Origin of the sequence: Streptomyces sp. R44, from assembly GCF_041053105.1 — a bacterium.
Lineage (GTDB): Bacteria > Actinomycetota > Actinomycetes > Streptomycetales > Streptomycetaceae > Streptomyces.
In genome coordinates this window covers 216,530-228,802 of sequence record NZ_CP163444.1, presented here as the reverse complement: position 1 = coordinate 228,802, position 12,273 = coordinate 216,530, and the positions used below count along the sequence as shown (strand labels likewise).

The following is a 12,273-nucleotide window of genomic DNA, read 5'->3' as shown; positions in this document are numbered from 1 at the left end:
CCGTCGACCCTCGGAGGTGTCGCATGAGCCCGCTGCGAGTGAGCGTGCTTGCCCATCCCGGCTGCTTCGCCTCGGAGGTCTTCGGTGTTCCCGACATCCTGACCATGGCCGCGCACGTCGCCGCCGCCGGCGGGGCCACCGAGCCCTCGTACGAGGTGTCCGTCGTCTCGCCGCGCCGGCGCGTGGTCGCGTCCGGCGGCGCACGCATCGACGTCTCGGCGGTCCGCCCGGCGGACGTCCTGATCGTGCCGGGCTTCGACGCGCCGACCGCATGCGACCTCGACGCGGAACTCGCTCACCGCAAGCCGGAGATCGCCACGATCCGGGCACAGGCGGAGTCGGGCACCGCCGTGGTCTCGATCTGCGTCGGTGCCTTCCTGCTGGCTGAGGCCGGACTGCTGGACGGGCGCGAGGCGACGACGTCCTGGATCCACGCCGACCGGTTGGCCCACCGCCACCCCGCCGTGCGGGTCCGCCGGGAGGAGCTGGTCGTGACCGACCGCGGAGTGACCACCACGGCCGCGTTCAGCGCCATGTACGACTTCGCGCTGCGGTTCGTCCGCGAACACGACGGCCCCCTCGTGGCCCGGCGCACGGCGCGCATCGCGCTCCTCGACGACACGCGGTCCACCCAGGCGCCGTACGTGGACACGGAGTTCCTGCCGACGGCGGGACGAGGGTTCTCGCCGGCCGTCATGCGATGGCTCGACCAGAACCTCGCCGCCCGCTACGACCTGCCCGCCCTGGCCCGGGAGTTCGGCGTCAGCACGAGGACCATGCTGCGGCGCTTCGGCGACGAGACCGGCCGCACGCCCCTCGCGTATCTGCACAGTGCGCGGGTGCGGCGGGCCAGGCACCTCCTTGCGACGACCGACAGGACCGTCGCGCGCATCGCCGCCGAGGTCGGCTACCGCGACTCGGGAACGTTCACCAGCCTCTTCGTCCGACACACGGGTCGGCAGCCGAGCGCGTACCGCGCGGCGCTGAAGAGCCGGCAACGGTGAGGTCGTCTCTCAGATACCCGACGGTGCGGTGCTAAAGACCCAGGTCGAGGGCCACGCACGAGTAGAAGTTCCATGAGTTCTCGGGGTTGTACGCGGCCCCGCCCGAGCCCGGATCGACGTCCGCCTCGGTGGTCATGTCCTCGAAGCGGATCCGCTCGGGGAGCTTGCCGAAGCGTTCGTGCCGTGCGGCAGCGGCGGCGTCCATCGCGATGTCGTTGTGCATGACCTTGCTCCACCTCACGGCTCGTGGATCGCGTCCTGGGGTCGCCTATGGCGAGTAATGCCAGCGTGCACCTCTGCGCATCACCTGTCAAGACGGTGACGAAGGTGCGCAGCTCGCGCCTGAAGGGCGAACGTTCCGGCCTGTCGAACCTCGTGTGGGTGTCAGAGGCCCGTGCACCACGCGGAGGTTCCGCTGAACTCGTCGCGTACCAGACGTCACCGTCTTGACAGGTTACGCGCTGCGCTGCCATGGTTTCGTCACCACCTCAACCGGTGACGATCAGGGAATCCGGCCGAGAGGTGTCCCAGCCCTTTGACCCAGACGGGGAGCATCAGCCATGGCAGTCACCTACACCGCCGTTGTCGACGTCGACGGAGAGGGCCGGAACGGCGGTCGCGTCCGCTCTTCCGACGGTCTGCTGGAGACCGGCCTCGGTCTCCCGAAGGAGCTCGGCGGCGCCGGCACCGCGACCAACCCCGAGCAGCTCCTGGCCGCCGGCTGGGCCGCCTGCTTCCTCGGCGCCCTGCGCCGCGCCGCGACCCTGCGCAAGATCCGGCTGACCAGCACCTCCATCACCGCCGAGGTCACCCTGACCCACGGCGACGACGACACGTTCTCCCTCTCCGCCGTCCTCAGCCCCGTCCTCGGCGGCGTCGACCAGGAGACCGCCCAGACGCTCGCGCGGGCCGCCCACGAGATCTGCCCGTACTCCAAGGCCACGCGCGACAACGTCCCCGTCGTCATCAACGCCGGCGCCGCCTGACATCGGCCCCCTGAGACCGCGGGTCCCGTGATCCCCCTCGCGGGACCCGCACCTCCCATGCACACCCATCCCACCCACCGGAGAGCGAGGGCAGGACATGGCCACCATCACGCGCACACCCACGGACGACCGCCGTCGCCGTACTCTCGGCCGTACCTCCGGGGTTGCCGGAGCTTGGCTGTCCAGGAGCCTGGGAGACGCCGAGAGGCGGGCATGGCCCACAGACGCGCAGGTGTGGGGTTGGGCGCAGAACGCGATGTTCGGCGGGTACGGCCCGTCCGCCTCCAATTTCCTCTGAGCGGCGAAACGCGGGTGAGCCCTTCAGGCGCGCGGAAGCCTCAGCCGGCCGGGTGGACGACGGTGTACATGACGGAACGCTGCTGCTTGTGGCGCTGGATGCGTCCCTTGGCGACCAAGCCTTCGAGAGTGTTGCGTACCACCTGCGGGGTCGGGTTGCGGTCCGGGTGCTTCGTGAGCAGTTCGTCCCGCAGTTCCTTCGCGAGGCGCGGCTCGTCGTACGTGCCGAGCAGCTCCAGCAGAAGGTCACCGAGCAGAGGCCGGCGCGACGTGCCCTTCGCGCCCGACGTGGATGTGCCGCCTTCCGGGGTGGTCCTGACCGGAGCCCTCCGTCGCGCGGCCGCACCGGTGGACGCTCGCCTTCCCTTGGTGACCACCGGCTCGTCCTGCTGCTGCTCGGGCAGCAGGGACGGGTCCGAGAAGCCCTCGTACTTCTGGGCGAGAGCCAGGATGTCCGTCAGGAGGGCCTCCTCCTGCTTCAGCACCGCGATCCGCTTGGTCAGCTCCTGCTGCAGGCGGCGGTTCTCCTCCAGGTCCGACGTGGCTTGGTCCACCAATCGGGTGGCGGTTGACTGGTTGGTCACCACGGCTTCACTCCCTCGGTATGCATGTTGCTGCGCATGGTACCCATCACCGACCGGTCAGGTGCGGACTGCGGCTCGATGCAATGGTCACATGTATCTCCGTACTTGATCACATGTGCGTTACCTGAGGTGTGCGCTGCGGCTCGACGGCGAACCAGGGCGCTGCCTGATGTACATCGACAGGGCGGGGGGCCGGCAACGGCCGTCCCCCCGCCCGCCCTGTCAGTGCGCTGCCGCGGTCTTCTTACGGGCCCGGTACGCGGCCGCCTTGGACTTGTTGCCGCAGGACTCCATGCCGCACCACTGGCGCCGCATACCGCGCGACCGGTCGATGTAGACGCGCGTGCACTCCGGGTTGCCGCACTCCTTCAGCAGGGGGACGTCCGGGCCGCTGAGCAGTTCGACGGCCTGTCGGGCGACGGTGGCCAGGGCCTGCTCCGGGGTCGCGTCGGTGTGCCTGCCCGCCAGGGTGAGCTGCGGCGTCACGGGGACCTTGCGCGCGGCGCCGTTGAGCACCGCGAGCGCTTCGCGGTCGAACTCCTCGCCGAGGCGACGGTCGGTGACGAGCTGGTAGAGGGCCTCGCGCACCGTGACCGCCTCCCGTACGTCGTCCTCGGTGCCGGGCGTGATCGTATCCACGAGGCCGGACTCCAGGTACCAGGCGTTCAGCCGGTCCGGCGTCACGAACATCTCGAACCGGGTCGAGCGCCGGGCTCGGAGGGTGGCCGCGAAGTCGAGCGCCGGGTGTCCGCAGACGAAGACGTGGTCAAGATTCACGTCACCATTTTGACAGGTGATTCACCTCGAAGGCAAGGATGCGTCACCGGTCCGGACAGTGCTGCTGGTCAGGGCGCTCGACGGAGACCTGGGGCCCACCTCGCGGATGCCGGCGTCAGGACCGGGCCCGAGCCGCCTCCCGTCCTCGGTCGTGTTCCGGATCCAGCCGCACCTCACGGCCCTGCCAGCGCCGCCGCAGCCAGCGGTCGTGGCTGGCGACCACGATCGCACCCGGCCCTTCGCCCAGTGCCTCCTCCAGTTCGTCGCACAGGCGGGGGGAGAGGTGGTTGGTCGGCTCGTCGAGCAGCAGCAGGTGCGGCGGGCGGGCCACAAGGAGCGCCAACGCGAGGCGGCGACGCTGCCCCACGGACAGTCGGCCCACCGGCTTGTCCAGGTCCGACTCGTGCAGCAGGCCGAGCGAGACGAGCGGTACGCGCTCCGCCCGTGCCGGGCCCAGCGACAGCCCGTAGGTGTCGCGGGCCGTCCGCTCGGGACGCTCGAAGCCGGTGTCCTGGGTGAGCAGCCCCACCGTCAGGCCGCGCCGCCTGCGTACCTCCCCCTCGGCCGCGAGTCGCCCGGCGAGCACGCCGAGCAGCGTCGACTTGCCCGCCCCGTTGCCGCCCGTGACCAGCAACCGGTCGGTCGCCGTCACCTCCATGCCGTCCAGGGCGAGCCGCCCCGGCACCCGCACACCGCGCAGGGCCACCAGCGGCTGCGGACCCTCCTCCGCCCGCGCCGCCAGGTCCCCGGCGGCGAACCGCAGAGGGCGCGCCGGCTCGGCGACCCGGGTTCGCTCCAGTTCCTGGAGCCGCCGGGTGGCGTCCCGTACCCGGCGGGAGATCGAGTTCTGGACGCGGCCGGCCCGGTGGCCGTAGCCCATCTTCTCGTTGTCGGTGCGGCCGCGGTCGGGGGCGACCCGGTGCGCGGTCACGCCCGCCCTCTGACGCAGCTCCTCCAGCTCCTGCTGCTCCTCGGCGTACCGCCTCTCCCAGCGCTCGCGCTCGGCGCGCTTCTGAGACAGGTAGGAGCTGTAGTCACCGCCGTAGCGGACCGGGCCGTCCACCGCCGGGTCGAGGTCGATCAGGTCGGTGCAGACGGCGTCGAGGAACGCCCGGTCGTGACTGGCCACGACCACGGCTCCGGGCAGGCCGCGGACCTGCTCCTCCAGGAAGGCGGCGGCGCCGTCGTCGAGGTGGTTGGTCGGCTCGTCGAGGAGCAGCGCCGACGGGCGCCGTGCGAGCAGCGCGGCCAGGGCCAGCCGGCCGCGCTGCCCGCCGGAGAGCGACCCGAGCGGCCGGTCGTGCCCGACCGCGCCGAGGCCGAGGCCGTCGAGGACCAGGGCGGCGCGACGGTCCGCGTCCCAGGACTCCCGGTCCTGGGCACGTTCAAGGCGTCTGCCGTAGGCCTCCAGGAGTTCCTGGTGGCCGGGGTCGTCCTCCGGGACTCGGGCGAGTTCCTCGCCGAGCCGATCCAGCTCCGCGAGGTCCTCACGGGCTTCGCGGAGCGCCTCGTCGAGTACGGAGGCGATGGTCGAGCCGGCGTCGAACGGCATCTCCTGGTGGAGGAAGCCGAGGTCGCCGGGGCGCGAGACGGTTCCGGAGTCGGATGCGTCCACGCCGGCGAGCACCCGCAGCAGGGTGGACTTGCCGACGCCGTTCTCCCCGATCAGGCCGATGCGATGGCCGGGGGAGGCGGTCAGGGAGAAGCCGTCGAGGACTCGGCGGCCGCCGAGGTCACGGACGAGGTCATGGGCGAGCAGAGCAGGCTGGGGCATGGGTGTCCGTCCGATGTGAGCGGTGGTCGGCCCGCCGGGCGTACGGCCTCGGGCGCGGGCCAGGTCGCACATCGACCGCTCACACCACGGGGGCTCCCGTCTCCTTGAGCACGCCGTCCTCCAGCCGCAGCCAGCGGTCGACCCCGATCTCGGCGAGGAACCGCTCGTCGTGGCTGATCACCATGAAGGCGCCCTGGTACGAGTCGAGCGCGCTCTCCAGCTGGCCCGCGCTGACCAGGTCGAGGTTGTTGGTCGGCTCGTCGAGCAGCAGCAGGTGGGGTGCCGGTTCGGCGCACAGCACACAGGCCAGGGTCGCGCGCAGCCGCTCGCCGCCGGAGAGCACCTTGACCGGCAGGTGCGCCCGCGGACCGCGGAAGAGGAAGCGGGCGAGCAGGTTCATCCGCTCCGCCTCCGGCCGCTCGGGGGCGAACCTGGCGAAGTTCTCCGCCACCGTGAGGTCCAGATCAAGGAGGTCCAGACGCTGCGACAGATAGGCGATCCGGCCGTCCCCACGCCTGATCTCCCCGCTTTCGGGAGTGAGTTCGCCGGTGATCAGCCGCATCAGGGTGGTCTTCCCGGCGCCGTTGGGGCCGGTCAGCGCGATGCGCTCCGGGCCCCGGACGGTCAGGTCGATGCCGCCCGCGGCGAAGACGCCCTCGCCACCGAGCCGTACCTGCATGCCCTCGCCGAGGAACAGGTTGCGGCCGGCGGGCACGCGGGTGTCGGGAAGTTCCAGAGTGAGGCGCTGCTCCTCGCGCAGCGCGCGCCCGGCCTCGTCGAGGCGGGCCTTGGCCTCGCTCACCCGGGAGGCGTGCATCTGTCCGGCCCGGCCCGCGGACTCCTGTGCACCCCGCTTCATGTTTCCGGCGAAGATGCGGGGCAGACCGGCGCTCTTCAGGTTCTTGGCGGCGTTGCTCGCGCGGCGATCGGCGCGCTCGCGAGCCTGCTGCAGTTCCCGCTTCTCCCGCTTGAGTTCCTGTTCGGCGTTGCGGACGTTCTTCTCGGCGACCTCCTGCTCGGCGCGGACGGCTTCCTCGTACGCGGTGAAGTTGCCCCCGTACAGGCGCAGTTCTTCGCTGCCGAGTTCGGCGATGCGTTCCATGCGGTCGAGCAGGGCGCGGTCGTGGCTGACCAGGAGCAGGCAGCCGTTGAAGTCCGACAGTACGTCGTAGAGCTTGTGCCGGGCCTCCAGGTCGAGGTTGTTGGTGGGCTCGTCGAGCAGCAGGACGTCAGGACGCCTGAGCAACTGGGCGGCGAGGCCGAGAGAGACGACCTGGCCGCCGCTGAGTGTGCTCAGGCTGCGGTCCAGGGCGAGGCCGGCCAGGCCCAGGCGGTCGAGCTGGGCGCGGGTGCGTTCCTCGATGTCCCAGTCGTCGCCGATGGTGGTGAAGTGCCGCTCGTCGACGTCGCCGGACTCGACGGCGTCCAGGGCGCGGATCACCTCGGCGATGCCGAGCACCTCGGCGACGGTGAGGTGCGCGGTCAGGGGCAGGCTCTGCGGGAGGTAGCCGAGGGTGCCGTCGACGTGCAACGAGCCGGTCGCGGTCTTGAGTTCGCCGGCGACCAGCTTGAGCAGGGTGGACTTGCCGGAGCCGTTGGGGGCGACGAGGCCCGTACGGCCGGGGGGCAGGCTGAAGGACAGGTCGTGGAAGACCGGGGTGTCGTCGGGCCAGGCGAAGGAGAGGTTCGAGCAGGCGATGGCGGCGTCGGACATGAAGAGACCTCGGAGGCACTGAGGGCGGAGCATGGTTCTCTGCCCTGGGCAGACATGGGAAAAGGGGGTACGACGAAACGAGCCACCTCGGCAGCGCTCCTCGGCGCCGGCCGGTGGCCGTCAGATCCGGATCTCACCCGGAGATGTCGTCGTCACCCACCACGTCTGCTGACTCCTCGATAAACGATCTATGTCACATACGAGCGTAGCAGCTCGTGCTGCCGCCGCACGGATGCCCACGCATGTGGGTGTCGGGTGTCGTTGACAGCCGGAGGGGCAGATGCCGCGATCGTCGTCACCGATTGAACTGGTGACGCAATGCGGAATCCGGCAACGTTCACACGTGTCGACCCGGACGGCGACGACACACCTCTCCGGAAACACCATCACGTTGAGGAGCGCAGCGACCATGGCACGAAAACCGAAGCCCGAGGCCGGGGGAGGAGCGCCGATGGGACTGCGGGCGATGCTGGGCATGCTCGGCGCGGGCGCCGCGTCACTCGCCCTCGCACCTCCTCTGCAACGCGGCTGGGAGAGGTTCCTCGGCGCCGCCTCCCGGATCGACTCGACCGGCCTCACCGGACTGCTGCCCGATCCGGGCGGCTTCCGGTACTGCAGCGTCGTCGGATTGGTGCCGCACAAGGGTGAGACCGACTACGTGCTCACGGTCGACGGTCTGGTGGACAAGCCGAAAACCTACACCCCCGCCGACCTGCGGGCGATGCCGCAGAGCGGGTCGTCGCCGGCGTGCTGTGCACGGACGGATGGCGCGTGGACGACACGCCCTTGAAGGGAGTGAAGCTGGCGGACATCCTGGACGCCTCGGGGGTGCGCTCCCCGGGCGCGGCGGTCCGCTTCACCTGCTTCGACGGGGCGTACACCGAGAGCCTCACCCTGGAGCAGGCCCGCCGCTCCGACGTCCTGGTGGCGCTGAACATGCAGGACAGACCCCTCACCCACGAGCACGGCGGCCCGGTCCGCCTCTTCGTGGCGCCCATGTACTTCTGCAAGTCGGCCAAGTGGCTGTCGGGCATCTCGGTCACCGACCAGGTCGTTCCCGGCTTCTGGGAGGAACGCGGTCATGCGACCGACGGCTGGCTCGACGGCGCAGACCGGCACAGTGACGCCGCCTGATCCCTCCGGCCGCGTCCATCGCTTCAGCATCGCCGAACGCATGGTCCACCGCGCCACCGGCTACCTGATGCTGGTGTGCCTCGCCACCGCCGCCTGTCTCTACCTCGGACCGCTCGCCCAACTCGTCGGGCGACGGCATCTGTTGGTCCTCCTGCACGAATGGTCGGGCATCTCGCTGCCGCTGCCCTTCCTCCTCGGGCTGTTCTCGGCCGCATTCCGCGCGGACCTGCGCAGGCTGAACCGGTCCGCGCCGTACGACCGGCAGTGGCTGGGGGCCGTCCGCAGGTGCCGACCTCGCTGGAGGCGCGCCCGGCCGGCAAGTTCAACGCGGGGCAGAAGCTCTATGCCGGCTGGATCGCCGGGGCCGTCCTGGTGATGCTGTTCACCGGACTGCTGATGTGGGTCATGGGGTTGTTGCCCTTCATCTCCCGCACCAGCGCGATCTTCGTCCACGACCTGGTGGCCTGGACGATCACCTTCGTCGTCATCGGGCACATGCGCAGAGCCCTGGAGGACCCGGGGTCACGGCTCGGGATGCGTACCGGGTACGTCAGCCGGTCCTGGGCCGAGGGGCACGACTCCCAGTGGCTGAGGGAGGAAGGGCGGCCGTCTCCGGAAGCGGATGCACGGTCCCTGAAACTCGCGCGCAGGGGGTGAGGAGTCATGGAAGCGGACCGTCAACTGACTGTTCTCCAGAGCCCGACGAGCCCGCAGAGTGGTAACAGGGCGGCGCCACGGCAGAATTGAACTCCACACCCTTACGTCACCGGTTTAACCGGTGATATGGTCCGGGTCAGTCTTCGGCGTGCCGTGAGCCCTCGCTCCAGCCGCCGGCCTGCTCCTCCTCCGTACACATGTGTCGCCACGCGACCGAGTACACACCTACCTCTTGGACGGAACCCATGAAACGACGACTCCTGATCGCCCTCGCGGCCGGTGTGCCGCTTTCCGCGGCCGTGTACCTGCCGACGGCCTCGGCGGAGACCCAGACCCCTGCCGCGTCCACGCCGCTCACCTGCAGGACCGTGCCGGTGAAGGCCCCGGAAGGCACTGACGTGGAGTCCGTGACAGCGGTCCGCCAGCCCGGTGGAACCATCAAGGGCACCGGGATCCTCCGGGGCGAAGTCACCGGCGTTCCGGCCTTCTGCGAGGTGACCGTCACCCTCACGCACCCGGGCGACGGCGACCACGCCAAGGTGACGACCTGGCTGCCCGAACAGGGCTGGAACGGCCGCTTCCAGGCGATCGGAGGCGCCGCCTACCGCGCGGGCGACAACGGCGTCGGGCTCGGCAGCGCGGTCAAGAGCGGATACGCCGTCACGACCACGGACGCGGGCGTCGGTGACGTCCTCGACGTCGACTGGGCCCTGAACGGCGAGGGCCGGATCAACAAGGCGCTCCTGGAGAACTTCGCCTCCCGCTCCCAGCACGAGGCGGCCCTCGTCGGCAAGGACGTCGTCGCCGCGATGTACGGCGAGCGTGCCTCGTACGCCTACTTCACCGGCTGCTCCACCGGCGGACGCCAGGGCTACATGGAGGCCCAGCGCCACCCCGACGACTACGACGGCATCCTCGCCGACGCGCCCGCGATCAGCTGGGCCGAATACGAGGTCGCCACGCTGTGGCCGCAGGTCGTGATGAACAGCGAGAAGACCTACCCGACCGGCTGCGAACTGGAGGCCTTCACCAACGCCGCCGTCAAGGCCTGCGACCCGCTCGACGGAGCCGAGGACGGCCTGGTCAACGACGCCTCCCGCTGCGACTTCGACCCGCGCCGGCTGATCGGCACCAAGGTCGTCTGCGAAGGCAAGGAGCTGGTCATCACCGCGGCCGACGCGGCCGTGGTCCGCAAGATCTGGGACGGCCCGCGCACCACGACCGGCAAGAAGCTCTGGCCCGGCGTCCCCGTCGGGGCCGACCTCAAGGGCCTGGCGGCCACCCTCCCCGGCACCGACGGCACCCTCAAGGGCGCGCCCTTCCCGGTGCCCGCCCACTGGGTCTCCCGCTGGGTGAAGAAGGACCCGTCCTTCGACGTCTCGACGATCACCTACAGCCAGTTCACCGAGCTGTTCAAGCAGTCCCGGGCCGAGTACGACGAGACCATCGGCACGGACGACCCCGACCTGTCCGGCTTCCGCGCCTCCGGCGGCAAGCTGCTGACCTGGCACGGCGACGCCGACGAGTACATCCCGACCCAGGGCACCGTGAAGTACCGCAAGCAGGTCGAGCGGAAGATGGGCGGCGCCCAGAAGGTCGACGACTTCTACCGTCTCTTCATCGCCCCGAACACCAGCCACTGCGGCCTGAACGGCCAGGACGGTTCGGCCGACGGCCTCGCCGCCCTGACCGCCTGGGTCGAGCACGGCAAGGCGCCCAAGACGCTGCCCGCCACACTGATCAACGCGAATGGCGAGCGGGTCGCACGCAACCTGTGCCGGTACCCCCAGGTGTCCCACTACAAGGGCTACGGGGACCTGGACGCGGCCTCGAACTTCCGGTGCGTGACCCCGTCCCGGTACTGATCGGGCCGCGGCGGACCCGCTGACCTCTGCGCCGGAAGCTCCGCCGACTACGCACCCGTACTGCCTGAGCCATCCCGCGACACACGGTCCGACCCGCGCCCCTCGGGGGTGCGGGTCGAACCGTTTCCCTATCGCGTTGAGCCGCTGGACGCGCCGGTCGATCTCCTCTTGGCTCCGTCCCAGTTGGGGAGCGGGCCGTCGCCGACGAATGCCTGGACCTGAGACCTCGGGGTCGCATGATTGGCCTCTGCCGGAGTCCTGAGCAAGGAACTCTGGCGTAACGGAGAGGCGAGACGACCAGAGGTGCGGAACACTGCCCTGATGATCGTGATGCAGCCCGTTCTGGAGATCTCCACCACTGAGGGCTTCGCGCTGTGGCCTGTCGCTGACGTCAAGCCGTACAGCTTCCTGCCACTCAGTGGCCGGCTCAGTCCCACTGAGGTCGGAACAGCGCTGATGCGCCTCGCCGACTGCAACGACATCGATCCAAGCCCCGAGGATGACGACCGTCCGCCTCGGCCCGCGGATCCACTCGGATCCTTTCTCCATGGACTGCTCACTCTCGACACCCTCTTCGCGGCCGGCGGCCTGCGGGTCACGGACAGCTCCAGGGGAATCTCGTTCCTTCCGGGCTGCTGCACCGGCCTGGAGGACTGGCGTGACTGGCACGAGGTCCTCGATGGCAGCGGGAGTGCCTCGTTCGGCCACGACCCCGACCCTCTCGCCGAGCGCCTTGGCGACACCGTCCGGCTGACCGTTGACGTCGAACAGAGCGACAGCCCGGTAATCGAGGTGTCCGTCACCGAGCTCCGCCGTCTTCTCTCCGATGCCGAACGCGACCTGATTGCCTTCGTCGCCCTCACAGCCGACTGGACTGCTCGACACCTGCCTGACCATGCCGCCTCCGTGACCTCGGCCGTCGCCCGAACCTTGGCGCTGCCCTCCAAGCCATAGGGCGACGTCTCGTGGTCGGCTGGTGGGCAGCCGTCAGCATGCTTGCGGGCGGCCGGCTGGGCATTACAACGAGCGCGCCGGCAGGCGTCCTTCACTGACCACGCAGCCACTGCCTCCGCCACCGAGGGCGACGCAGGAAACGTGGACTGTTCGTCGAAGAGCTCGCGCTTCTGGAGGCAGTGGTAGAGCTGGCCGATCATGCGGTTGAAGGGGCTGGGCTGGGCGGTGGCATGCCAGTCGCCCTGTTCGCGTCGACGCCGATGGTAGGCGTTGCCCCCGGTGGATGCCCTGAGCGAGGCGAAGGCCCAGAGGCGGCCGGCGTGGTTGAGCCGGTCGTTCTTCACCCACCGTCTGGTGATCGCGGACTTCTTGCCGGAAGCGCGCGTGATGGGCGAGGAGCTGGCGTAGGCCTTGAGACCGCGGGTGTCGGCGAAGCGGATGTGGTCGTCCAGCTGAATGAGGAGGGCATGTATCTGCTTGCTCGACTTCGATGCCGCGCTGGCGGCCGGCGCGCTTCAGGGCGGCCT

The 12,273-nt window shown here is 70.1% G+C and carries 9 protein-coding genes and 3 pseudogenes; 6 read left to right on the top strand and 6 right to left on the bottom strand.

Features of this window, described 5'->3' with window-relative positions; translation table 11 throughout:
- Window positions 1-23 precede the first annotated feature (23 nt).
- Window positions 24-1,004 (top strand): GlxA family transcriptional regulator, encoded by a 981-nt coding sequence (locus AB5J54_RS01185; protein ID WP_369141965.1) that lies wholly within the window; start codon window positions 24-26, stop codon window positions 1,002-1,004.
- Between the two features lie 31 nt (window positions 1,005-1,035).
- Here the strand turns inward: AB5J54_RS01185 and AB5J54_RS01180 are convergent, their stop codons facing one another.
- Window positions 1,036-1,227, bottom strand: a complete 192-nt coding sequence (locus AB5J54_RS01180; protein WP_369141964.1) for a hypothetical protein — start codon at window positions 1,225-1,227, stop codon at window positions 1,036-1,038.
- Window positions 1,228-1,564: 337 nt separating this feature from the next.
- On the opposite strand from AB5J54_RS01180, the gene AB5J54_RS01175 reads away from it, so the two are divergent.
- Window positions 1,565-1,990 (top strand): Ohr family peroxiredoxin, encoded by a 426-nt coding sequence (locus AB5J54_RS01175; protein WP_369141963.1) that lies wholly within the window; start codon window positions 1,565-1,567, stop codon window positions 1,988-1,990.
- Window positions 1,991-2,328: 338 nt separating this feature from the next.
- Here AB5J54_RS01175 and AB5J54_RS01170 read toward each other — a convergent pair whose 3' ends face one another.
- The 4 genes from AB5J54_RS01170 to AB5J54_RS01155 all read right to left on the bottom strand — a co-directional run bounded on the left by AB5J54_RS01170 (window position 2,329) and on the right by AB5J54_RS01155 (window position 7,136).
- Window positions 2,329-2,871, bottom strand: coding sequence for a hypothetical protein (locus AB5J54_RS01170; RefSeq protein ID WP_369141962.1), 543 nt, complete (start codon window positions 2,869-2,871; stop codon window positions 2,329-2,331).
- A gap of 222 nt (window positions 2,872-3,093) precedes the next feature.
- Window positions 3,094-3,648, bottom strand: coding sequence for an ABATE domain-containing protein (locus AB5J54_RS01165; RefSeq protein WP_369141961.1), 555 nt, complete (start codon window positions 3,646-3,648; stop codon window positions 3,094-3,096).
- 115 nt (window positions 3,649-3,763) lie between these two features.
- Window positions 3,764-5,422, bottom strand: a complete 1,659-nt coding sequence (locus tag AB5J54_RS01160; protein ID WP_369141960.1) for an ABC-F family ATP-binding cassette domain-containing protein — start codon at window positions 5,420-5,422, stop codon at window positions 3,764-3,766.
- 79 nt (window positions 5,423-5,501) lie between these two features.
- Entirely contained in the window at window positions 5,502-7,136 is a 1,635-nt protein-coding gene (locus AB5J54_RS01155) for an ABC-F family ATP-binding cassette domain-containing protein (RefSeq protein ID WP_369141959.1), read from the bottom strand.
- 466 nt (window positions 7,137-7,602) lie between these two features.
- Here AB5J54_RS01155 and AB5J54_RS01150 point away from each other — a divergent pair.
- From AB5J54_RS01150 to AB5J54_RS01135, 4 genes and pseudogenes are all read left to right on the top strand, one after another.
- Window positions 7,603-8,270 (top strand): annotated as a pseudogene (locus AB5J54_RS01150) (molybdopterin-dependent oxidoreductase).
- Window positions 8,218-8,927: pseudogene (locus AB5J54_RS01145) on the top strand (cytochrome b/b6 domain-containing protein). The pseudogenes AB5J54_RS01150 and AB5J54_RS01145 overlap by 53 nt, the downstream one beginning before the upstream one ends.
- 245 nt (window positions 8,928-9,172) lie before the next feature.
- Entirely contained in the window at window positions 9,173-10,792 is a 1,620-nt protein-coding gene (locus AB5J54_RS01140) for a tannase/feruloyl esterase family alpha/beta hydrolase (RefSeq protein ID WP_369141958.1), read from the top strand.
- Between the two features lie 321 nt (window positions 10,793-11,113).
- Window positions 11,114-11,746, top strand: coding sequence for a hypothetical protein (locus AB5J54_RS01135; protein ID WP_369141957.1), 633 nt, complete (start codon window positions 11,114-11,116; stop codon window positions 11,744-11,746).
- A 146-nt stretch (window positions 11,747-11,892) separates the two neighbouring features.
- Here the strand turns inward: AB5J54_RS01135 and AB5J54_RS01130 are convergent.
- Window positions 11,893-12,210, bottom strand: a pseudogene (locus AB5J54_RS01130) (IS110 family transposase); the annotation flags it as partial.
- Window positions 12,211-12,273: the final 63 nt, after the last annotated feature.

What these genes read in the sequence shown, in the direction of transcription:
- AB5J54_RS01140 (WP_369141958.1), top strand. Translation starts at nt 9,173, where the DNA reads ATGAAACGACGACTCCTGATCGCCCTCGCGGCCGGTGTGCCGCTTTCC.
- AB5J54_RS01180 (WP_369141964.1), bottom strand. Translation starts at nt 1,227, where the DNA reads ATGCACAACGACATCGCGATGGACGCCGCCGCTGCCGCACGGCACGAA.
- AB5J54_RS01185 (WP_369141965.1), top strand. Translation starts at nt 24, where the DNA reads ATGAGCCCGCTGCGAGTGAGCGTGCTTGCCCATCCCGGCTGCTTCGCC.
- AB5J54_RS01175 (WP_369141963.1), top strand. Translation starts at nt 1,565, where the DNA reads ATGGCAGTCACCTACACCGCCGTTGTCGACGTCGACGGAGAGGGCCGG.
- AB5J54_RS01155 (WP_369141959.1), bottom strand. Translation starts at nt 7,136, where the DNA reads ATGTCCGACGCCGCCATCGCCTGCTCGAACCTCTCCTTCGCCTGGCCC.
- AB5J54_RS01160 (WP_369141960.1), bottom strand. Translation starts at nt 5,422, where the DNA reads ATGCCCCAGCCTGCTCTGCTCGCCCATGACCTCGTCCGTGACCTCGGC.
- AB5J54_RS01135 (WP_369141957.1), top strand. Translation starts at nt 11,114, where the DNA reads ATGATCGTGATGCAGCCCGTTCTGGAGATCTCCACCACTGAGGGCTTC.